We start from the raw sequence: 20,356 nt of genomic DNA on the forward strand, positions 1-20,356 counted from the left end.
GCGCCAGCCGGGTGTCCCGGCAGCCCGCGAATGGCGCGCCATCAGCCGCGCCGATGGTGCCTCAGGGGTTCTCCGGATCGTGCCCCAGGGACTGCAGGAACAGCGAGAACAGCTCCGGCTGCGAGGAGATATCGAGCTTGTTGTACAGGTGGCGGCGGTGGACCTTGATGGTCTCCGGGGATATCGCCAGGCGCTCCGCCATGGCCTTGGAGGAGTAACCCCGCAGGATCAGCCGGGCAATCTCCAGTTCGCGTTCGGAGAGCACCCCGGCACCGAAGTGGCTCAGTGCGTCGCGCACCTGGGTCGCCACACCGTCGCTGGCAGCCGGCAGCAGGCGCTGGCTGCGCTGTTGCCAGTGCTGCTGCATCAGCGCCAGTACCCAGGGGCAGAGCATCGCCAGCAGGCCGGTCTGCTCGGCGTCGAACAGCCGGCGCATGCCCAGTGACAGCGACAGCGCGCCCTGGCCGGGCAACTGCAGGATGAGCTGCACCTCGTCTTCCAGCACGTTGTCGTGGAAGTAGCTGAGGAAGTATTCGCTCTGACGGAACTGGTCCGGGGCGATTTCCTCCAGCCGGTACAGCCCGCTGGGCACGCCCTCGCGGCAGGCCTGGTAGAACGGGTCGAGCTGGAACAGGCCGTCGAGGTAGATGGCCATGGCCGCCGGGCCGGCGTTGGGTTCGGCGTCGTATTCCTCCAGCGCCACCGGGATGCCGCTGGCCGGGTAGAACATCGCCAGGGCGTTATCGAACGGCAGCCACTGGTGCAGCAGCAGGATCAGCTGCTTCCAGAAGCGTGGCTGGCCGATCTGCTCGATGGCGCGGCCGAGGTTGGCGTGCATGCCGACCTCGCGGAACAGGGTGTACATCGGCGGGTTGTCTCCGGAAGGGCGGCGTGGATTCGGCCCACGGTTTCCTCCTTTTACCGGTTCGCCGTCAAGGGGCGTAACCCCAAATGGTGATTGGCCGCCGCTGCCGCCATGCCCAGACTGCACCCCATGCAGCGCCTCGGAGAGAGGGCGCGACAAGGTCTTCGTTCCTGCCTCAACCACCAATAACAACACGAGGAAACAACGATATGAGCGCTTCCCCTGCGCCAGAGAGCGCGCTCAAGCCCAGCCTGGGCGTGCTCGATGTGGTCGCCATCACCGTCTCGTCGGTCACCCCCGCCAGCTCCGTGTTCGTCATCGCGCCCTTCGCCATCCAGCAGGCCGGCAGTGGCGCCTTCATGGCCTTCATCATCGCCGGGTTCCTGGCCCTGATGTTCGCCTGGTGCTATGCCGAACTGGGCCGCGCCCACAGTTCCGCGGGCGGCGAGTACGTCTACGCCAAGCGCGTGTTCGGCGGCCTTGCCGGCTATGCGACCTTCCTCACCGTACTGGTCTCGCTGCTGTTCATTCCGCCGGTGCTGGCCACTGGCGCTGCGACCTACCTCAACAGCGCGCTGGGCACGAACCTCGATACCCAGACCGTGGCCCTGGTCATAGTCGCCGCCAGCTATGTATTGGGCATTCTCAATATCCGCATGAACGCCTGGATCACCGGTGTCTTCCTGCTCTGCGAAGTGGTGGCACTGCTGGTGATAGTCGTGCTCGGCTTCGGCCATGTCAGCCAGCCGATCAGCGTGCTGCTGCAGCCGCAGCACATCGATGGCGGCGTGTTGGCTGCCGCGCCCTGGGCGCTGGTGATCGGCTCCGTCGGCACGGCGCTGTTCTCCTACAACGGCTTCGGCGGCGCGGTGCTGCTGGCCGAGGACATGAAGTGCGGCGGACGCAACGTGCACCGTGCGGTGATCTGGTCGCTGGTGCTGGTGGTGGGTATCGAGATCGTGCCGCTGACCGCACTGCTGCTCGGCGCTCCCTCGTTGAAAGACATGATCGCCAGCCCCGACCCGGTCGGTTACCTGCTCACCGCCCACGGCAACGAGACGCTGTCGCGACTGGTCAGTGCCGGCATCTTCCTCTCGGTGTTCAACGCCATCGTCGCCATCGTCATCCAGGTCGGCCGGGTGATCTTCAGCAGCGGCCGCGACGAACTCTGGACGCCGCTGATGAACCGCGCCTTCACCCGCATCCACCCGCGCTGGGAGTCGCCCTGGATCGCCACGCTGTTCCTCGGGGTTCCTTCGGCGGCGCTGAGCTTCAGCTCGGGCCTGGAGGAGTTGACCTCCTTCACCGTCCTGCTGCTGGTCATGGTCTACCTGGTGGTGGCGCTCTGCGCGCTGTTCAGCCGCGTGTTGCGCCGCGACCGCGAGCACCCGTACCGCATGCCGCTGTGGCCGCTGCCGGCGATGCTGGCGGTGATCGGAGCCGGCTATCTGTTGCTCAACCTGTTACTGGACGCTTCCTCGCGGGACGTCATGATCATTGCCGGGATACTGGCCGTGTCGGTGATTCTCTACAGCACCTACGGCAAGTTGAGCCCGGCCTTCCAGAAACTTTGATTGCAAGGAGACAGCATGCGCGCTCGTCAACTCGGCATCACCCTTGGCCTGGGCACGCCCGGCCCGTTCAACGCCATCACCGATGTTCCCGGCATCCGGGTCGGCCACAGCACCCTTATCGAACAGCGCGACGGCCGTGCGGTGCGTACCGGGGTCACGGTGGTCCAGCCTCGCGAAGGCGCGGCACGGCGGCAACCCTGTTTCGCCGGCTGCCATGTGCTCAACGGCAACGGCGACGCCACGGGCCTGGAATGGATTCGCGAGTCGGGCTTGCTGACCACGCCGATTGCCATCACCAACACCCACAGCGTCGGCGTGGTGCGCGATGCGCTGATCGCCGCCGAACACGCCGAGCTGGCGGACCCTGCCATCTACTGGTGCATGCCGGTGGTGATGGAGACCTTCGACGGCTTGCTGAACGATATCTGGGGGCAGCACGTCGGCCCGGACCAGGTGCGCGAGGCCCTGGCCGCCGCCGAATCCGGCCCGGTGCGGGAAGGTCCGGTGGGCGGCGGTACGGGAATGATCTGCCATGAGTTCAAGGGCGGCATCGGTACCGCCTCACGTCGCTTGCCGGCGGAGCAGGGTGGCTGGACCGTGGGCGCCCTGGTGCAGGCCAACCACGGCCAGCGCCGCGAGCTGCGGGTGGACGGCTACCCGGTGGGCCGTCGCCTGGGTGATATCCCATCGCCGTTCGCCGACCAGGGCGAGCCGGGCATGGGCTCCATCGTGGTGATCCTCGCTACCGATGCGCCGCTGCTGCCACACCAGTGCCAGCGCCTGGCCCAGCGTGCCTCCGTCGGCATCGCCCGTACCGGCGGCGGCACCGAGGATTCCAGTGGCGACATCTTCCTCGCCTTCGCCACCGGCAACCGCGACCTGCCGGCGGCGGATTACGCGCGCAAGGACCTGCCGTTCGCCACGCCGCTGGCGATGGTCAACAACGACCACATTTCGCCGCTGTTCGCCGCCGCCGCCGAAGCGGTGGAGGAGGCCATCGTCAATGTGCTGCTGGCCGGCTGCGACATGCGCACCGACGATGGTGTGCTGGTGCCGGCACTCAGTGGTGAGCGTCTGCTGGATACCCTGAGGGAGATGGGCTGGCGGCCGCGCTGAGGCGCGTCAGCGCCAGCCGCGGCTGCGGCCGATGGCTTCGCTGAAACGCGATTGCCATTGGGCTGCGGTCGCGGCATCGATGCGCGGACGGAACTCGGTGCAGGTGTTGCGCGGCGGCCTGAGCTCGATGCCCAGGCCGCGTGCCGCCAAGGCCGCACAGCCGAAGGCGGTGAGCTCGTCGAAGCGTTGCGTGACGATATGGCGCTGCAGGATATCGGCGAGGAACTGCGCGAAATAGGGGCTCCGGGCCAGCCCGCCGTCGATGGAAAGCCTGTCGGTTACCGTGAGGAAGCCGTCCATGGCCCTGATCACTTCCGCGCTGCGCAGGGCGACCCCTTCGAGCAGCGCCTGGCACATGTCCTGCCGCGTCGTGGCAGCGTTCATCCCCAGCCACAAGGCGCCGGCGCTGCGGTCCCAGTGTGGGCAGGCGAGCCCGGACAGTGCAGGAACGAACGCCAGTCCGCGGCCGATGGCGGCCGCCTGGTCGAATCCCGCCAGTTCCGAGAAATCGCTGAACAGCCCCAGCCGGCCGGCCCATTCCACGGCGGCGCTGGCGTCGTATACGCCGCCGTCCATCGCATAGACGGGCTTGCCGTCGATCTGCCAGGCGATGGTGGCGAGCAGGCCATTCTCCGGCGAGCGGATGATGCGCTCGCCGCTGAGGGTCAGGGCAAAGGCGCCGGTACCGAAGGTGATCTTGGCATCGCCGGGCTGACGGCAGCCGTGCCCATAGAGCGAGGCTTGCTGATCGACTACCGAGGAGGTGACCGGGGTAACGCCGATCTCGCCAAAATGCCCGACGGTGTCACGGATCTCCGGCAGCGCCTCGATCGGGACACCGAACAGCGCGCAGAGCTGCGGGTCCCACTGGCCGGTGGAAAGGTTCATGAGTGAGGTGCGCGAGGCGGTGGTGACATCCGTGGAGTACACCCCGGTCAAGCGATCGAGGAACCAGGCATCGCTGGTTCCCAGGCGGAGCCGGCCGGCGCTCATTGCCTGGCGCGCTGCGGGCAGGTTGTCGATGATCCAGGCCAGTTTGCTGGCCGAGAAATAGGCATCCAGGGGCAAGCCCGCGCGCTCCAGGGTCAGGGCTTCGCCGCCCTGGGCGCGCAACTGCTCGATACGCTCGGCGGTGCGATTGTCCTGCCAGACGATCAGGGGGGACAGCGGCTCGCCGCTCCGGGCGTCCCAGGCCATGCAGCTTTCGCCCTGGTTGGCCAGGCCGATGGCGTCGACCGGCCCGGCGGCCTCCAGGCAGCTTTGCAGGTTGGCCAACAGCTCCAGTGGATCGTGCTCGACCCAGCCCGGATGCGGATGGTGCTGTCGATGGCGGAGGGAAAGATGGATGTCGGCGGAACCGTCCTGGCTGGTGACCAGGACGCGGGTGCTGGTGGTTCCCTGGTCGAGGGCTGCAATGTGCATGGGGCGCTCTCTTCGGCGGTGATCAGCGAGGGATGAAGGCAATGTCGAGACGCTGGGCGCCCGGGGTCAGCTGCAGCTCGCGCAGCGGTATCAGCAGGCGCCGCTCCGGCAGGCAGGAGAGCTGGCGGCTCCAGATCTCGCGGCCATCCAGGCTTACCCGCAATTGACCGCGGACGGCTTGTGCCACGCGCAATTGCAACTGCTCCATGCCGGCTGTGTCACTGCGCAGCAGCCGCTGAGGCACGCAGAGTTGCAGCGGTGCGGAGCACTTCACGACGATGGGGGCCTGGGGCGAAGGAAGCGAATGATCGAGGTCACTGGCGATCAGTTGGGCGATTCGCCTGCCTTCGCGATACGACCAGCCCGCCGTTTCGATCGGCCGCAGCAGGTTGCCCGCGGCAAAGTAGCTGGAGTCCGAGCAGCGACCGAACTGATCGATGCTCGGGCCGCCGCTGGCGGGGTCCAGGTGCAGGTGGCTGAGACGCACGAGGCTGGACTCCGGAGTGAAGCGTCCGGTCAGCAATACGCCGTCGCAGTCAATCCGTTCGATGCTCCCATCGGCCAGGCGTACGCGCGCGGCCTCGACGCGCCCGGTGCCATGGATGTCCAGCAATTCACAGCCAAAGTGCATTGGCACCCCGCACAACCGGGGGAAGAGGTTGAGTGGCCAGCGGGCGGTGGCGCGTTCGCGGGCCTCGATCATTGCCACCGGCCGGATGCCGGCACGCCGGCAACTCGCTACCGCCGACAGGCTGACCAGTTCGGTGCCGACGATCAGGGGCCGCTCGAAGGGCTTGAGGCCGTGCAGGTAAAGGTAGGATTGCAGCGCGCCGGTATTGATCACGCCCAGTGGACGGTCACCGCCGAGCAATCGCGCCGAGCGCGGGGTTTCCCGTGCGCCGGTGGCCAGCAGTACGCGCCTGGCATGGACCGTCAGTATGCCGTCCGGGGTCGCCATTTCGAGGTGCCCGAGCAGGCCCAATCTGACCACACTGTGGCGCAGCCGAATGTCCACGCCGGCACGCCTGGCGGTTTCCACGTTGAAGCGGGCGTAGGCGGGGCCGGTAAGCAGGCGGCCATGTTCGCGCAGGCCGAACGGTGGATGCCCGCAATGCCGGGGAACTCCGCCCGCTTCGCTGTCGCGCTCGAATACGCTGACCTGGGCGACACCCAGGCGCTTGAGTTCGATGGCGGCCGCCAGGCCCGCGGGGCCAGAGCCGATGATGGCGACGTCTGTAGTCTCAATGCGGCTCATGGCAGGCCCCGGTGGCGAGTGGAATGGCGAGGTGGCCGGCGCTCAGTTCGGCCACTCGGGCGCCGCAGTAGAAGCCTTGGCAGCGCCCCATGCAGGCCCGCGTGCGCCGCCTCAGGCCGCCGAAATCACCGGGTGGCAGCGGGCTGTTCAGTGCCTCGCGAATTTCCCGCTCGGTGACCATTTCGCAGTGGCAGATGATTTCCCCGTAGCCGGGCCGCTGCCAGTCTCGCGGAAGGTGTTCGGCGAGGTTGGGCATCTGCGGCCATTGGAGGTTTTCCAGCGGCGCATGCGCCTGTTGCGTGGCATACAGGCGGTGGACATGCCGGGCGATGCCCAGCGCGGCGGTCAGTCCGGTGGAGCGGATGCCGCCGACGGTGATCCAGTGACGCTCGGCCAGGTGGCGGATGCGGTACTCCTTCTTGTCGCCGGCCGGCCGCAGACCCGCGTAGGTTGCCGTGACCGGCATGTCGGCCAGCCCGGGGATGCGCGCTTGCGCGGCTTCCATCAGCTGCCGCAGCGTTTGTGTGTCGACCTCGGCGTGCACGCGATCGTCCTGCTCCTCGGCGGTAGGGCCGACCAGCAGGTTGCCGAAGATGGTGCGGGTGAAGACGATGCCTTTGGTGCGCTCGTTGGGAACCGGCAGGATGATGTGGCTGATCAGCTGCGAGGCGGCCTTGTCGTACACCACGAACTGGCCCTTGCGCGGGTGGATGCTGAAGCTGGCCTCGCCCAGCAGGCGTTCGTCGAGGATGTCACCGAAGAGGCCGGCGCAGTTGATTACGGTTCGTGCGCGCAGCGTGTTCGCGGGGGCGCGTAGCGTCCAATATTCGCCGTCGAACTCGCCCGCGACGATTTCCATGCCCAGCCGCACCTGGGCGCCGTGGGCGACAGCCTGGCGCAGGTAGGCCAGCGGTGCGGACCAGGGGTCGATGAGAAATTCGCCGGGGACACGGACGGCACCCAGCGCCGTGCGTGCCAGGGCTGGTTCGAGAGCCCCCAGCTCCGCGCGGTTTATCCGCGTGGTATCGAGTACGCCATTGGCGTGAGCCTGGGCGATTATCGCATCGAGCCGAGCGAGGTCCTCCTCGCTCCAGGCCACCACCAGCGCACCGGTTTCCAGCAGGGGCAGGTTCATCTGCCGGTGAATATCGAGGTATTCCCGATAGCCCTCCTGCATGCAGGACAGTTCCACACTGCCGGGTGGCGCATCGAACCCGGTGTGGAGTATCGCGCTATTGCCCTTGCTGGCGCCGGAAAGAATGTCGGCGCCGCGCTCCACCAGCACGACCCGGGCGCCTTCGAGCGTAAAGCGGCGTGCCATGGCGCATCCCACCACACCGCCGCCGATCACGGCGATGTCGAAGGGAGCGTCGCTCCTAGTCGCGGACTCGGTCATTTTCTTACTGTTTCCTGGGGTAACACTCCTGTATCGGAGTGTGAAGTTACCGTATGGTCAAAATTAGTGTTGAATTTTTGTTGTTTTAATGTGGCTTTTAATTTTGACTCAGTCAACAGCTGCTCGCGCGGCACTCGACGACAGGAAGGCTCAGACGATCGGATTGCGTGTCGGGGGGACGTGGATCTCCACCCCGGCTTCCTGCAGGGCCTCCAGCAGGGCGCCGGTGGGCGCGCGATCCACGACCAGGCGGTCGATCCGGCTGAGGGGGAACACCTTGAACAGTGCTCGGCGGCCCATTTTCGAGGAGTCGGCAATCACGGTCAGGCTGCGCACCTGGCCAATCATGGCGCGGGCGACTTCCGCTTCCTCGATGGAGAAGTCCATGGCGCCATCGCAATCCAGGGCGCCAATGGTGATCACCGCATGCTCGGCGTTGAACCGGCTGATCTGCTCCAGGGCCAGCGCGCCGACGTTCTGCTGCGACTCGGGGCGAAATTCGCCACCGATCATGAACACCCGATTGCCCGAGGCGCCGGCCTCGTTGGCGATCAACAGCGAGTTGGTGATCAGCGTCATGCGGTTGAGCCGCGCGAGTTCGCGTCCGAACAGCAGGGTGGTGGTGCCCGTATCGATGAAGATGCTGTCGCCCGGGGCGAACAGTCCGGCGGCGTAGCGTGCGATGGCACGTTTTTCCTGGGCGTGTTCGTTCAATCGGGTCTGGAACGCATTTTCGTGCTCGCCGCTGGGCGGCAGGGACGCTCCGCCATGGAACTTGGTGACGTGGCCACTGGCGGAAAGCTCGGAGAGGTCGCGGCGGATGGTTTCCTGGGAGGTAGCCAGCACCCGGGCCAATTCATCGACCGAGATGCGCTCACGTTGGCGGAGCAATTCGAGGATCTGTTGCCGTCTTTCATTGGGGCGCATGCGCCAATCTCCGGATCGTTGCCGTGCTACCTGCCTGGGCGGCGATTGTTACCAAGGCACACCTTCGGGGCGCATGGACAATCGCAATGCCTACAGAGCGAGGGAGTAGGGGGCTGTGTTCTGAACGAATGAAAAATCGATCCCACAACCGGGTAAGGCTTTTCCTGCTCATTCAAGGAATTGGCTGGCTGTGGTTTTCTTGCCAATTTAGGCAGTTTAAAACTGCAAATCAACATTAAAACCAAAAATTGGCACGCCCCGTGCGAGAGGGAACGCGCTGACGCAATGGCTGGAACGCTCAAGCGGGCCGTCGATCGATAAGCAGCGGCACTGCGCCGCCTACAAGACTGAATGAGGGGGACACGGCAAATGGCCGAGTTCGGAAACTTTGTGATTTACCTGATCATGCTCGGTGCGGTGATCGGGGCGCTTGCCTCGATTGTGCGGCCCGACAGCGGGCTGGGGCGCGAATTCGTCAACGGCATTCATTCCATCGGACCGGTATTCCTGGCGCAGGCCGGGATCATGGTGGCCATCCCGTATCTTTCGAAGGTGATTTCCCATGTGCTGGGGCCGTTCTTCCAGGCCATGGGGTCGGATGTCTCGATTGCAGCGTTATCGATCATCGCGGTGGACATGGGGGGCTACCAACTGGCCGACGCCCTGACGGCCAATCGTGATATGTGGATTACCGCAATGCTGGTGGGCTACACCTCGGGGGCCACCATCGTCTACCTCATTCCGGTGGGCCTGACGATGCTCGAGCGCAAGGACCACAAGTACCTGGCGCTGGGCGCGATGGCGGGACTGATCAGTATCCCGTTCGCAGTGCTGGCGGCGCTGTTGCTGATCACCGTGGGCCACCTGCCGGTGCGGGAGCTGGTCTCAACCTCGTCGCCTGCCACGCACTATCTCGCGCTGGACTTCGTCGACATGCTCAAGTTGCTGGCGCCACTGTTCATCTTCTGCTTCCTGCTGGCGGCCGGGCTGAAGTACCGGGCGACCATGATGGTCACGGGCTTCCTGGTGTTTGGAAAGGTCATGGATGCCTTCATCAAGATCATGCTGGCACTGTCCATCGTCGAACACTTCACCGGCCTGTTCAGCAAGGTCTTCGGAGGCTGGGGCTTCGACCCGATGTTCGCCGATCAGAAGGAATTGATCCGTGCCATCGAGATTGCCGGGTACATCGGCATCATGCTCGCCGGCACCTTCCCCATCTGCTACCTGTTCCAGCGCTATTGCCGGCGGCCGATGGAGCTGCTCGGCCGGCAACTGAACCTGACCCGCATCGGTGCTACCGGCTTCGTCATGGTGCTGGCCAACATCATCGCGACCTACCACCTGTTCAAGTACATGAATGCGCGCGACAAGGTGCTGTGCGTGGCGATGGGGGGCTGCGCCCAGGCCACCATCGGCGACCATCTGGCCTTCACCGCCAACTTCCAGCCCACGCTGATCCTGCCGATCCTGCTGGGCAAGCTGTTCGGTGGCCTGCTCGCGGTATTCATCGCCATCAAGATTTCCGTTCCCGCTGCCGAGCGCTTTGCCCTGCAGGAGCCGGAGCGAGAAGAACCGGCCGATAGCAGGCTGCCGGCCGTCTGAAACCCTTCTCCCCCGAGGCCCGTGCCGCACCGAGCGGTGCGGGCCCTTTTCATTGCACGAGGTTATTCATGCGCAAGATCTTTCTAGCCTGCCCTTACAGCCACGCGGATGCACAGGTCGTCGAGCAGCGCTTCTCCGCCTGCAACCAGGTGGCGGCGGATATCGTCAAGGCGGGCCACGCGGTCTACAGCCAGGTGTCCATGTCCCATCCGATCAATCGCTGCCTGCCGGAGCTCGATCGGGCGGCCATCGGGAAAATGTGGGGGCCGGTCGATGCCTTCTTCATGGAGGCGCTCGAAGAACTGGTGGTGCTGGACCTTGAGGGATGGGATCAGAGTGCGGGAATCCGTCGGGAGATCGAGTTCTTCGAGGCCCGTGGTCGGCGAGTGAGTCTGTGGAGCGAGGTGGTGAGCGAGTTCCGCTGATGCTGTACCGGGAGCGGCGTGCCGCTCCCGGTTTCGGTGCTTCAGTTCGGGGTATAGATCTGGTCGAACACGCCACCGTCGGCGAAGTGGGTCTTCTGCACGGTGCGCCAGTCGCCGAAGGTCTTCTCCACCGAGAAGAAGTCCACTTTCGGGAAGCGGTCGGAGAACTTGGCGAGGATGTCCGGGTTGCGCGGGCGCAGGTAGTTGTTCGCCGCAATGGTCTGGCCCTCGTCGGACCACAGGTACTTCAGGTAGGCCTCGGCCTCGGCTCGGGTGCCTTTCTTGTCGACCACCTTGTCGACCACGGTCACCGGCGGCTCGGCTTCGGCGGAGACGCTCGGGTAGACCACTTCGAAGCCGCCACGGCCGAACTCGCGGGCGATCATCTCGGCTTCGTTCTCGAAGGTCACCAGCACGTCGCCGATCTGGTTCTGCATGAAAGTGGTGGTCGCCGCGCGGCCACCGGTATCCAGCACCGGCACGTGCTTGAACAGCTGGCCGACGAATTCCTTGGCCTTGGCTTCATCGCCGCCATTCTTCAGGGTGTAGCCCCAGGCCGAGAGGTAGGTGTAGCGGCCGTTGCCCGAGGTTTTCGGGTTCGGCACCACCACCTGCACGCCATCCTTGAGTAGGTCCGGCCAGTCCTTCAGGCCCTTGGGGTTGCCCTTGCGCACGATGAACACCGTGGCGGAGGTGAAGGGTGCGCTGTTGTTGGGCAGGCGCGCGGCCCAATCCTTGGGCACCAGGCCGCCGTTGTCGGCCAGGGCGTCGATGTCGGTGGCCTGGTTCATGGTGATGACGTCGGCCGGCAGGCCGTCGATTACGGCGCGGGCCTGCTTGCTGGACCCGCCATGAGACATCTGGATGACGATGTTCTGGCCTTTCTCGGCCTGCCAGTGCTTCTGGAACGCGGCGTTGTAGTCCTTGTAGAAGTCGCGCATCACGTCGTACGAGACGTTGAGCAGGGGCTGGGCGGCCTGGGCTGCGGAGGCCAGGGCGAGGCCGGCGGCGAGCAGCGAGGCGCTGAACAGTCGTTTCACAATCCGATCCTTTTGGCAGTGTTGTTGGGGGTGGATTATGCCGTCGGGTTATATGGCCTTTAAATACTTAAAGGCTATTTGCTTATTCATCCGTGCACGCGGGCAGTCGGAAGTTGCAGCGTGATCGGCCTGCCGGATGGATTCGGATGTGGAGTGTTGGCGGGGAGGTCGCGGGACGGCGGGGTGGACCGCCGTCCCGGAGGAGGTCAGGCGCGTTCGCCGGCCTCGGCGCTGTCGACGCCGTCTTCGGCCAGGCAGGCCGCGGCGGTGAACAGCACGTCGGTGGAGGAGTTCAGTGCGGTTTCCGCCGAATCCTGGAGGATGCCGATGATGAAGCCGACCGCCACCACCTGCATCGCCACCTCGCTGGAGATGCCGAACAGGCCGCAGGCCAGCGGGATCAGCAGCAGCGAGCCGCCAGCCACACCGGAAGCGCCGCAGGCGCAGATCGAGGCGACCACGCTGAGCAGGATGGCGGTGGGCAGGTCCACGGCGATGCCCAGGGTGTGCACCGCCGCCAGGGTCAGCACGCTGATGGTGATGGCGGCGCCGGCCATGTTGATGGTCGCGCCCAGCGGGATGGACACGGAGTAGGTGTCCTCGTGCAGGCCCAGGCGTTCGCACAGCTGCAGGTTGACCGGGATGTTGGCCGCCGAGCTGCGGGTGAAGAAGGCGGTGATGCCGCTTTCGCGCAGGCAGGTGAACACCAGCGGGTAGGGGTTGCGGCGAATCTTGCTGAAGACGATCAGCGGGTTGACCACCAGCGCCACGAACAGCATGCAGCCCAGCAGCACGGCCAGCAGGTGCAGGTAGCCGACCAGGGCGTCGAAGCCGGATTCGGCGATGGTGCTGGCCACCAGGCCGAAGATGCCCAGCGGGGCGAAGGCGATCACTACGCGGACGATCAGGGTCACGCCATTGGCCATGTCATCCAGCAGGTCGCGGGTGGTCTGCCGCGCGTGGCGCAGGGCGATGCCCAAGCCGATGGCCCAGGCCAGGATGGCGATGAAATCGGCTTCCAGCAGTGCCTTCACCGGGTTGGTGGTGACGCTGAACAGCAGCGAACGCAGCACTTCGCCGATGCCGCCGGGCGGCGCGAGTTCGCTGGTGGGCGCGTGCAGCACCAGGGTGGAGGGGAAGACGAAGCTGGCCATCACCGCGACCACTGCCGCCGAGAAGGTGCCGATCAGGTACAGCAGCAGGATCGGGCGGATGTGGGTGCGCTGGCCCTGCTTGTGGTTGGCGATGGAGGACATCACCAGCACCAGTACCAGTACCGGGGCGACGGCCTTCAGGGCCGAGATGAACAGTTTGCCGAGCAGGCCGACCGCCAGCGCGCCCTGGGGCCAGAGCAGGGCGAGGGCGATGCCGCAGAGCATGCCGATGAAGATCCGCAGGACCAGGCTGGTGCGCTGGAGCCGCTGCAGGAGGGTGGGAGTTGGAAGCGTCATGACATCGTTCGCTGCATGGGAATGGGATCGCACCGGCGGGCCGGATGCGCAAGGGCGCGGATTATGCCGTCTGATTCCGGGAAATGCGCGGTTACCCGTCGATTGAGCGGTCAGGTTCCGCTTCGGCGGGTGTCAGGTCGCAGTCTGGACGGGCGCACGTTGACCGGCATTGATCCATGACGGTCACGGCGGGAATAAAGGCAGGGTTCAGCCGAGGTCGCTGAAGGATTCCGGGTCCAGATCGATGCCGGCGACCCGCTGCACCGCGCCACGCATGGTGACCTGGAAGTCGTGCGCGACGTGGATCTTCAATTGGCCGCCGGCCAGGTTCAGGTCGATGTGCTCCTCGCACACCCCCAGGCGACGTGCCACGGCGGCCGCCGCGCAGCTGCTGGTGCCAGAGGAGAGGGTGTAGCCGGCGCCGCGCTCCCAGATTTCCACGCGTAGGGCGTTGCAGCCCTGCCACTCCACGAACTGCACGTTGGTGCGCCGCGGGAACAGCGGATGGCGCTCCAGCAACGGGCCGAGGCGGCAGGCCAGTTCACGGCTGGTCCGTTCGACGAACACCACGCAATGCGGGTTGCCCATGGACACCGCATTGATCTTCAACGATTCGCCATCGATTTCCAGTGGGTAGCCCAGGGCCTCCGGCGCATCGATGAGCACCGGTATGGCTGCACAGGCGAACTCGGCGCGGCCCATGGAGACCTCCACGGTGCGGCCTTCGTCGAACACCTGGCTGGTGACGGTGCCGCCGGCGGTGAGGATGTCGAACGGCTGCTCGGCGACCAATCCACAGTCCCACAGGTAGCGGGAGAAGATGCGCAGACCGTTGCCGCTCTTTTCCGCCTCGGAACCGTCCGGGTTGATAATGCGCAGGCCGAAGGCGCTGTCCGTGTGCTGTGCCAGCAGGATGCCGTCGGAGCCGATGCCGTAGTGACGGTCGCAGACGCGGCCGATCTGCGCTGGCGTCAGCGCGAACGGCTCGGGGCCGGCATGGACCAGATAGTCGTTACCCAGAGCCTGGTATTTCACGAAGTGCATGGTGCGATCCGTCGCTGAAGGAAGTGCCCGACTGACTATAGACGCGGTCAGGCCTTTTCCGTGTGGAGGTTACGTAGCAGTACCGACAGCAAGCGCTGGCCCAGGATCACCAGCCAGCAGGCGAAGATGAACGGCGCGGTGAAGGCCGGCAGGCCGATCAACGCGAAGCAGGGTTGCAGCAACACGGCGAGCAGGATGCCGCACAGAGGCGCCAGCGCAGTACGGTAGCGCAGCGACAGGGCGATACCGGCCAGCGCGCCGTTCAGACCGAGCAGACCGGCTTGCGCCGAGGCTGCCGGCAGGCCGAACAGCTGCGCGATCAACAAGGCGCCGGCGGCACCGACCAGGGCCCAGAAGGCGGCGCGGCGATCGGCCAGCAGCAGGCCGAGGGCGATGGTCAGGCCAGCCAGCGGTTCGCCGAGGAAGATCACTTCGCCGAATCCCAGCGCTGTCGAGTCGAGAGAGTGGTTGATCAGGTTGCAGGACAGGCAGCCCAGGCCAGCCGCAGGCGCCAGCCCGACGGCCTTGCCCAGCTTCGCGCAGACCCAGCCCATCAGTACGAAGGCCAGCGTATAGGCCGGCAGGCCGAAGCGCAGGCGCGACTGGCGCAGCAGCCCGACCTGCAGTACCACGGAACTGAGAATGGCCGCGATGCAGAGCACCAGCATGGTCGGCGACCACTGAAACAGGAACGGTACCATCAGGCCGACGAGGACCGGGTTGTAGTCGTACAGGCCGGCGTCGACGTCCGCCTGCGGTACGCGCAGGAAGCGCGCGGCGAGGGCGCCGAGCAGGCTGCCGAGCAGCGCGCCGGGCAACAGCCGCGGTGCCGACCAGGCGATGCTGAGCAGCAGGATCAGGCCGAAGCGTGCGTCGGCCTGCAGGTAGATCTGGCCGAATCCGATCAGCCGGGTACGAACGAACTGAATGAGGGGCATGGTGCTACAGGGCAGTGGGAAACGTGGGCGGCGTCTCGGTGGGCGTGGCGCATCGAGGTGGCGCAGCGTAGTGCATCTTGTGACGCCGGCATACGGGGGCGCGCCACCTGATTGAAAAGAAAAGAGGCTGCCGACGGGATCGCCGCTGACAGCCTCGAAATTCCATGGCCAGCATGGGAGTTGCTCGTGGGGGGGCCATGGACCGACAAGCATTCGGTTAAGGTCAAACCCGGACGGACGGGGACGCGGCCCCGTATTCCCGGCCCCGTCCGTCCGGGAGTGACTCGGTGCGGAGGCACGCGCTTTGGCGCGGCTCCTGAACTCGGTGTTTCTCCTGACAGCCTGCTTCCCTCACCCCAGCCCTCTCCCGGAGGGAGAGGGGGCAGATCGGAGTGGCTGTCAGTTCATCGCTGTCCGGAATCATCCGTGCAACGAAAGCATTTCAATGAGCGCCTTACTGGCCATCGCTACGTACGGCCCCTCTCCCGAGGGAGAGGGCTGGGGTGAGGGCGCTCCTTTACCGCTTAGCCTTCCAACGCCGGCGCGACAGTCTCGATGCGCAGCATGTTGGTGCTGCCCGGCTGACCGAAGGGCACGCCGGCGGTGACCACCACCGTGTCGCCACGACGCGCCATGCGCTGGGCGAGGGCGATGTCCAGGGCGGTCGAGCAGATCTCGTCGACATGGGCGAGCTGCGCGTTGACCACCGAGTGCACGCCCCAGGCCACGGTCAGGCGGCGGGCGGACTTCAGTTGCGGCGTCAGGCTGAGGATCGGTGCCTTGGGACGCTCGCGGGAGGCGCGCAGGGTCGAGGCGCCGGACTCGGTGTAGTTCACCAGCACCGCCACTGGCAGGATGCGGCTGATCCGGCGGATGGCGCAGCTGATGGCGTCGGAGACAGTGGCGTCCGGTTCCGGGCGGTTGAGTTCGAGCTGGGCCTGGTAGTCCGGTTCGGCTTCGACCTGGCGGATGATCTTCGCCATCATTTCCACCGCTTCACGCGGGTATTGGCCCGAGGCGCTCTCGGCGCTGAGCATCACGCAGTCGGCGCCTTCGCTCACGGCGGTGGCCACGTCGGTCACCTCGGCGCGGGTCGGCGCCGGGGAGAAACGCATGGACTCCAGCATCTGGGTCGCCACCACCACCGGGCGGCCGAGCTGGCGGCAGACCTGGATGATGCGCTTCTGGATGCCCGGCACGCTTTCCGCCGGCATTTCCACGCCGAGGTCGCCACGGGCGACCATGATCGCGTCGGACAGGCGGGCGATGGCTTCGATGGACTGCACCGCCGAAGGCTTCTCGATCTTGGCCATGAGGAAGGCCTTGTCGCCGATCAGCGCGCGGGCTTCCTCGATGTCTTCGGGGCGCTGCACGAAGGACAGCGCGACCCAGTCCACGCCCAGTTCCAGGCCGAAGTCCAGGTCGCGACGGTCCTTGGCGGTCAGCGGGCTGAGCTTGAGTACGGCTTCGGGCACGTTGACGCCCTTGCGGTCGGACAGCTCGCCGCTGTTCATCACGCGGGTCTCGATGGCGTCGGCGTGGGCGTTGACCACCTGCAGGCGGATCTTGCCGTCGTCCAGCAGCAGGCTCATGCCCGGCTCCAGCGCCTGGATGATCTCCGGGTGGGGCAGGTTGACGCGCTTTTCATCGCCCGGAACGTCGCTGAGGTCCAGGGTGAAGCTCTGGCCTTTCTCCAGCTGTACCGCACCGTTGGCGAAACGGCCGACGCGCAGTTTCGGGCCTTGCAGGTCCATGAGGATGCCGATGGGGTAGTCCAGCTCGGCTTCCACTTCGCGGACCCAGGCAAAACGCTGGGCGTGATCGCCGTACTCGCCGTGGCTGAAGTTCAGGCGGAACAGGTTGGCGCCAGCCTCGACCAGGGCACGGATGTCGTCGCGGCTTTTGATCGCCGGGCCCAGGGTGGCGAGAATTTTTACTTTTTTATCAGGAGTCATTTGTCGTTCTCGAGGACCAGGATGGCGCGGAAGTCGTTGACGTTGGTACGGGTCGGCCGGGTGATCACCAGATCGCCCAGTTCGGCGAAGAAGCCATAGCCGTTGTTGTTGTCGAGTTCGTGCAGCGGGTTCAGGCCGGCCTTGAGGGCGCGGCGATAGCTGCACGGGGTCATCAGGGCGCCGGCGTTGTTTTCCATGCCGTCGATGCCGTCGGTGTCCCCCGCCAGGGCCCAGATGTTCGGTTCACCCTTGAGATCGGCGGTGAGGCTGAGGAGAAACTCGGCGTTGCGTCCGCCACGGCCGGTGCCGCGCACGGTCACGGTGGTCTCGCCGCCGGAGAGGATCAGGCAGGGCGCCTTCATGGGCTGGCCATGCTTGCGGATCTGCCGGGCGATGCCGGCGTGGACCTTGGCCACCTCGCGGGACTCGCCTTCCAGGTCACCCAGGATCAGCGTCGGTATGCCGGCGGCTTCGGCCTTGGCGGCCACTGCATCGAGGGCGTGCTGCGGTGTGGCGATCAGCTTGAAGTGGCTGCGCGACAGGCACTCGTCACCGGGTTTGACGGTTTCCGAGCGCGGGTCTTCCAGCCAGGCACGCACATTCGCCGGGACTTCGATGCCATAGCGCTTGAGGATGGCCAGGGCATCGGCGGAAGTGGTCGGGTCGCCCACGGTGGGGCCGGAGGCGATCACCGTGGCCTCGTCGCCGGGCACGTCGGATATCGCGTAGGTGTATACGCTGGCCGGCCAGCAGGCGCGGGCCAGGCGACCGCCCTTGATAGCGGAGAGGTGCTTGCGCACGCAGTTCATTTCGCTGATGGCGGCGCCGGATTTCAGCAGTGCCTTGTTCACGCTGCGCTTGTCGTCGAGGCTGATGCCTTCGGCCGGCAGGGCGAGCAGGGCGGAACCGCCACCGGAGAGCAGGAAGATCACGCGGTCATTCTCGGTCAGGCCGCTGATCAGCTCCAGCACGCGGCGCGCGACACGTTCACCGGCGTCGTCCGGCACCGGGTGCGAGGCTTCCACCACTTCGATGCTGCGGCACTCGGCACCGTAGCCATAAGGCGCCACGACCAGGCCCTGGACCTGGCCGTTCCAGTGCTTCTCGGCGACTTCGGCCATGGCTCCGGCGGCTTTGCCGGCGCCGATGACGATGGTGCGGCCGTCCTTGTCGGTGGGCAGATGCTCGGCCAGTACCTGGGCCGGATGCGCGGCGGCAATGGCGGTGTCGAACAGCTCGCGCAGGAAGGCGCGTGGGTCCAGGCTCATGACAGGCTCCCGTGATTCTTGTTGTGGTTTCCCATGGCTCAGGCTTCTGTCTCCAGAAGACTCAGCGATGGAATCGAACGCCCCGGCCGGCGAGGCCGTGATTCCCTACGGCCGGGTGTTCGACGCTGGTTTCCGGTCCCCCGCGTTCGCGGGGGAGACGTGCCCTGCAAGGTCCGGACATCACTCCCATAACGTCCGGCCCCGCACCGCTTTCGTCATCCCCGCGAAGGCGGGGATCCAATGGGCAACGCTCAGTCCTTGCGGATCGAGAAGTTGGCCATGTGCTCCAGGCCCTTGATCAGGCCGGAGTGGTCCCAGTTGCTGCCGCCGATGGCCGCGCAGGTGCTGAACACTTGCTGGGCGTTGGCGGTGTTGGGCAGGTTCAGGCCCAGTTCGCGAGCGCCGGCCAGGGCCAGGTTCAGGTCCTTCTGGTGCAGGCTGATGCGGAAGCCCGGATCGAAGGTGCCCTTGACCATGCGGTCGCCGTGCACTTCGAGGATGCGCGAGGAGGCGAAGCCGCCCATCAGCGCTTCACGTACCTTGGCCGGGTCGGCGCCGTTCTTGGCGGCGAACAGCAGGGCTTCGGCGACGGCCTGGATGTTCAGGGCGACGATGATCTGGTTGGCGACCTTGGCGGTCTGGCCGTCGCCATTGGCGCCGACGCGGGTGATGTTCTTGCCCATGGCCTGGAACAGCGGCAGGGCGCGCTCGAAGGTGTTCGGGCAGCCGCCGACCATGATGCTCAGGGTCGCGGCCTTGGCACCGACTTCACCGCCGGAAACCGGGGCGTCCAGGTACTGCGCGCCAGTGGCCTTGATCTTCTCGGCGAAGGTCTTGGTGGCGGTGGGGGAGATCGAGCTCATGTCGATCACGACTTTGTTCGGGCCCACGCCTTCGGCGATGCCGTCCTTGCGGAACAGCACGTCGTCGACCTGCGGGGTGTCCGGGACCATCACGATGATGAACTCGGCTTCCTGGGCGACTTCCTTGGGCGTGGCCAGGGCGATGGCGCCGGCTTCTACCAGGCTGGCGGGAGCCGCGTCGTGGTGGGTGGAGACGAAGATCTGGTGGCCGGCTTTCTGCAGGTTCTGCGCCATGGGCAGACCCATGATACCGGTGCCGATGAATCCGATTTTGGCCATGAGGAATTCTCCTGGTTGTTCTTGTTGGTTTATTGGGCCCCCGCGTTTGCGGGGGTGACGCTGGAAAGGTTCGGTTTCTCCGTCATTCCCGCGAAGGCGGGAACCCAGCAAAAAAACATCAGATGACGTTGTGGCTCTTCAGCCAGCCCAGGCCGGCTTCGGTGGTGGTCTTGGGCTTGTATTCGCAACCGATCCAGCCGCGGTAGCCGATGCGGTCCAGGTGCTCGAACAGGAAGCGGTAGTTGATCTCGCCGGTGCCCGGTTCATTGCGGCCGGGGTTGTCGGCCAGCTGGATGTGGTTGATGGCCGGGAGGTTCTTCTCCATGGTGCGGGCCAGGTCACCTTCCATGATCTGCATGTGGTAGATGTCGTACTGCAGGAACAGGTTGGCGCTGCCGACCTTCTCGCGAAGCTCCAGGGCCTGCTGGGTGTTCTTCAGGTAGAAGCCGGGAATGTCGATCGTGTTGATCATTTCCATGACCAGCTTGATGCCCGCGGCTTCGAGCTTGTCCGCCGCGTACTCCAGGTTGTTCAGGAAGGTGTTCTCGATGGTCGCGCAGTCATAGCCCTGCGGACGGATGCCGGCCAGGCAGTTGACCTGCTTGTTGCCCAGCACTTTGGCGTAGGCGATGGCCTTGTCCACGCCGGCGCGGAATTCCTCGACGCGATCCGGGTGGCAGGCAATACCACGCTCGCCCTTGGCCCAGTCGCCAGCGGGCAGGTTGAACAGCACTTGTTCGAGCTTGTTGGCGTCCAGGCGGGCCTTGATCACCTCGGCCTCGACGTCATAGGGGAAGAGGTACTCGACACCGGTGAAGCCGGCCTTGGCGGCGGCATCGAAGCGGTCGAGGAAGTCCACCTCGGTGAACAGCATGGACAGGTTGGCGCAGAAACGGGGCATTGTGTGACTCCTTGATGGCGTGTTGCTCGAAC

General features: G+C 65.7%; 17 protein-coding genes. 4 read left to right on the forward strand and 13 right to left on the reverse strand.

Annotated features, from left to right (window positions below; genetic code table 11):
* Nucleotides 1-61: 61 nt before the first annotated feature.
* The gene (locus ACNFBT_RS23985) at nt 62-865 is read right to left on the reverse strand and encodes a helix-turn-helix transcriptional regulator (RefSeq protein ID WP_416753209.1); all 804 of its coding nucleotides are present in this window, start codon (nt 863-865) and stop codon (nt 62-64) included.
* A gap of 209 nt (nt 866-1,074) precedes the next feature.
* Between ACNFBT_RS23985 and ACNFBT_RS23990 the strand changes: the two genes are divergently transcribed.
* Together ACNFBT_RS23990 and ACNFBT_RS23995 are read left to right on the forward strand one after the other, a co-directional pair.
* The gene (locus ACNFBT_RS23990) at nt 1,075-2,439 is read left to right on the forward strand and encodes an APC family permease (protein ID WP_416753210.1); all 1,365 of its coding nucleotides are present in this window, start codon (nt 1,075-1,077) and stop codon (nt 2,437-2,439) included.
* A gap of 15 nt (nt 2,440-2,454) precedes the next feature.
* On the forward strand, nt 2,455-3,555 hold the full coding sequence (locus ACNFBT_RS23995) for a P1 family peptidase (protein ID WP_416753211.1): 1,101 nt from the start codon (nt 2,455-2,457) through the stop codon (nt 3,553-3,555).
* A gap of 6 nt (nt 3,556-3,561) precedes the next feature.
* Here the strand turns inward: ACNFBT_RS23995 and ACNFBT_RS24000 are convergent, their stop codons facing one another.
* The 4 genes from ACNFBT_RS24000 to ACNFBT_RS24015 form a co-directional block, all read right to left on the reverse strand.
* Entirely contained in the window at nt 3,562-4,977 is a 1,416-nt protein-coding gene (locus ACNFBT_RS24000; protein WP_416753212.1) for an FGGY-family carbohydrate kinase, read from the reverse strand.
* Between the two features lie 22 nt (nt 4,978-4,999).
* Complete coding sequence (locus ACNFBT_RS24005; RefSeq protein WP_416753213.1) at nt 5,000-6,232, reverse strand: NAD(P)/FAD-dependent oxidoreductase; 1,233 nt, start codon at nt 6,230-6,232, stop codon at nt 5,000-5,002.
* The gene (locus tag ACNFBT_RS24010; RefSeq protein ID WP_416753214.1) at nt 6,219-7,628 is read right to left on the reverse strand and encodes an NAD(P)/FAD-dependent oxidoreductase; all 1,410 of its coding nucleotides are present in this window, start codon (nt 7,626-7,628) and stop codon (nt 6,219-6,221) included. The genes ACNFBT_RS24005 and ACNFBT_RS24010 overlap by 14 nt, the downstream gene beginning before the upstream one ends.
* A 150-nt stretch (nt 7,629-7,778) precedes the next feature.
* Complete coding sequence (locus ACNFBT_RS24015; protein ID WP_416753215.1) at nt 7,779-8,555, reverse strand: DeoR/GlpR family DNA-binding transcription regulator; 777 nt, start codon at nt 8,553-8,555, stop codon at nt 7,779-7,781.
* Between the two features lie 369 nt (nt 8,556-8,924).
* Here ACNFBT_RS24015 and eutH point away from each other — a divergent pair, with 369 nt between their 5' ends.
* Together eutH and ACNFBT_RS24025 are read left to right on the forward strand one after the other, a co-directional pair.
* Nucleotides 8,925-10,160, forward strand: a complete 1,236-nt coding sequence (gene eutH / locus ACNFBT_RS24020; RefSeq protein WP_416753216.1) for an ethanolamine utilization protein EutH — start codon at nt 8,925-8,927, stop codon at nt 10,158-10,160.
* Nucleotides 10,161-10,228: 68 nt separating this feature from the next.
* Nucleotides 10,229-10,585: a DUF1937 family protein gene (locus tag ACNFBT_RS24025; RefSeq protein ID WP_416753217.1), complete on the forward strand. Its 357-nt coding sequence runs from the start codon at nt 10,229-10,231 to the stop codon at nt 10,583-10,585.
* A 41-nt stretch (nt 10,586-10,626) separates the two neighbouring features.
* Here ACNFBT_RS24025 and ACNFBT_RS24030 read toward each other — a convergent pair whose 3' ends face one another.
* The 8 genes from ACNFBT_RS24030 to hyi form a co-directional block, all read right to left on the reverse strand.
* The gene (locus ACNFBT_RS24030) at nt 10,627-11,625 is read right to left on the reverse strand and encodes a sulfate ABC transporter substrate-binding protein (RefSeq protein WP_416753218.1); all 999 of its coding nucleotides are present in this window, start codon (nt 11,623-11,625) and stop codon (nt 10,627-10,629) included.
* A gap of 206 nt (nt 11,626-11,831) precedes the next feature.
* On the reverse strand, nt 11,832-13,076 hold the full coding sequence (sstT, locus tag ACNFBT_RS24035) for a serine/threonine transporter SstT (protein ID WP_416753219.1): 1,245 nt from the start codon (nt 13,074-13,076) through the stop codon (nt 11,832-11,834).
* A gap of 207 nt (nt 13,077-13,283) precedes the next feature.
* On the reverse strand, nt 13,284-14,120 hold the full coding sequence (dapF, locus tag ACNFBT_RS24040) for a diaminopimelate epimerase (protein ID WP_416753220.1): 837 nt from the start codon (nt 14,118-14,120) through the stop codon (nt 13,284-13,286).
* Nucleotides 14,121-14,167: 47 nt separating this feature from the next.
* Complete coding sequence (locus ACNFBT_RS24045; RefSeq protein WP_416753221.1) at nt 14,168-15,058, reverse strand: urea transporter; 891 nt, start codon at nt 15,056-15,058, stop codon at nt 14,168-14,170.
* Nucleotides 15,059-15,582: 524 nt separating this feature from the next.
* On the reverse strand, nt 15,583-17,013 hold the full coding sequence (pyk, locus tag ACNFBT_RS24050; protein ID WP_416753222.1) for a pyruvate kinase: 1,431 nt from the start codon (nt 17,011-17,013) through the stop codon (nt 15,583-15,585).
* Nucleotides 17,010-18,281 carry a glycerate kinase type-2 family protein gene (locus ACNFBT_RS24055; RefSeq protein ID WP_416753223.1) on the reverse strand — a complete coding sequence of 424 codons (1,272 nt, stop codon included), beginning with the start codon at nt 18,279-18,281 and terminating at the stop codon, nt 17,010-17,012. Before ACNFBT_RS24055 ends, pyk begins: the two co-directional genes overlap by 4 nt.
* A gap of 251 nt (nt 18,282-18,532) precedes the next feature.
* On the reverse strand, nt 18,533-19,423 hold the full coding sequence (locus ACNFBT_RS24060; protein ID WP_416753224.1) for a 2-hydroxy-3-oxopropionate reductase: 891 nt from the start codon (nt 19,421-19,423) through the stop codon (nt 18,533-18,535).
* A 118-nt stretch (nt 19,424-19,541) separates the two neighbouring features.
* Nucleotides 19,542-20,324: a hydroxypyruvate isomerase gene (gene hyi / locus ACNFBT_RS24065; RefSeq protein WP_275607849.1), complete on the reverse strand. Its 783-nt coding sequence runs from the start codon at nt 20,322-20,324 to the stop codon at nt 19,542-19,544.
* Between the last annotated feature and the right edge of the window lie 32 nt (nt 20,325-20,356).

Origin of the sequence: Pseudomonas sp. NY15181, from assembly GCF_048068055.1 — a bacterium.
In the GTDB taxonomy this organism is placed as follows: domain Bacteria; phylum Pseudomonadota; class Gammaproteobacteria; order Pseudomonadales; family Pseudomonadaceae; genus Pseudomonas.

Coding starts and splice junctions, on each gene's coding strand:
- ACNFBT_RS23985 (WP_416753209.1), bottom strand. CDS start 865: ATGTACACCCTGTTCCGCGAGGTCGGCATGCACGCCAACCTCGGCCGC.
- ACNFBT_RS23990 (WP_416753210.1), top strand. CDS start 1,075: ATGAGCGCTTCCCCTGCGCCAGAGAGCGCGCTCAAGCCCAGCCTGGGC.
- ACNFBT_RS23995 (WP_416753211.1), top strand. CDS start 2,455: ATGCGCGCTCGTCAACTCGGCATCACCCTTGGCCTGGGCACGCCCGGC.
- ACNFBT_RS24000 (WP_416753212.1), bottom strand. CDS start 4,977: ATGCACATTGCAGCCCTCGACCAGGGAACCACCAGCACCCGCGTCCTG.
- ACNFBT_RS24005 (WP_416753213.1), bottom strand. CDS start 6,232: ATGAGCCGCATTGAGACTACAGACGTCGCCATCATCGGCTCTGGCCCC.
- ACNFBT_RS24010 (WP_416753214.1), bottom strand. CDS start 7,628: ATGACCGAGTCCGCGACTAGGAGCGACGCTCCCTTCGACATCGCCGTG.
- ACNFBT_RS24015 (WP_416753215.1), bottom strand. CDS start 8,555: ATGCGCCCCAATGAAAGACGGCAACAGATCCTCGAATTGCTCCGCCAA.
- eutH (WP_416753216.1), top strand. CDS start 8,925: ATGGCCGAGTTCGGAAACTTTGTGATTTACCTGATCATGCTCGGTGCG.
- ACNFBT_RS24025 (WP_416753217.1), top strand. CDS start 10,229: ATGCGCAAGATCTTTCTAGCCTGCCCTTACAGCCACGCGGATGCACAG.
- sstT (WP_416753219.1), bottom strand. CDS start 13,076: ATGACGCTTCCAACTCCCACCCTCCTGCAGCGGCTCCAGCGCACCAGC.
- dapF (WP_416753220.1), bottom strand. CDS start 14,120: ATGCACTTCGTGAAATACCAGGCTCTGGGTAACGACTATCTGGTCCAT.
- ACNFBT_RS24045 (WP_416753221.1), bottom strand. CDS start 15,058: ATGCCCCTCATTCAGTTCGTTCGTACCCGGCTGATCGGATTCGGCCAG.
- pyk (WP_416753222.1), bottom strand. CDS start 17,013: ATGACTCCTGATAAAAAAGTAAAAATTCTCGCCACCCTGGGCCCGGCG.
- ACNFBT_RS24055 (WP_416753223.1), bottom strand. CDS start 18,281: ATGAGCCTGGACCCACGCGCCTTCCTGCGCGAGCTGTTCGACACCGCC.
- ACNFBT_RS24060 (WP_416753224.1), bottom strand. CDS start 19,423: ATGGCCAAAATCGGATTCATCGGCACCGGTATCATGGGTCTGCCCATG.
- hyi (WP_275607849.1), bottom strand. CDS start 20,324: ATGCCCCGTTTCTGCGCCAACCTGTCCATGCTGTTCACCGAGGTGGAC.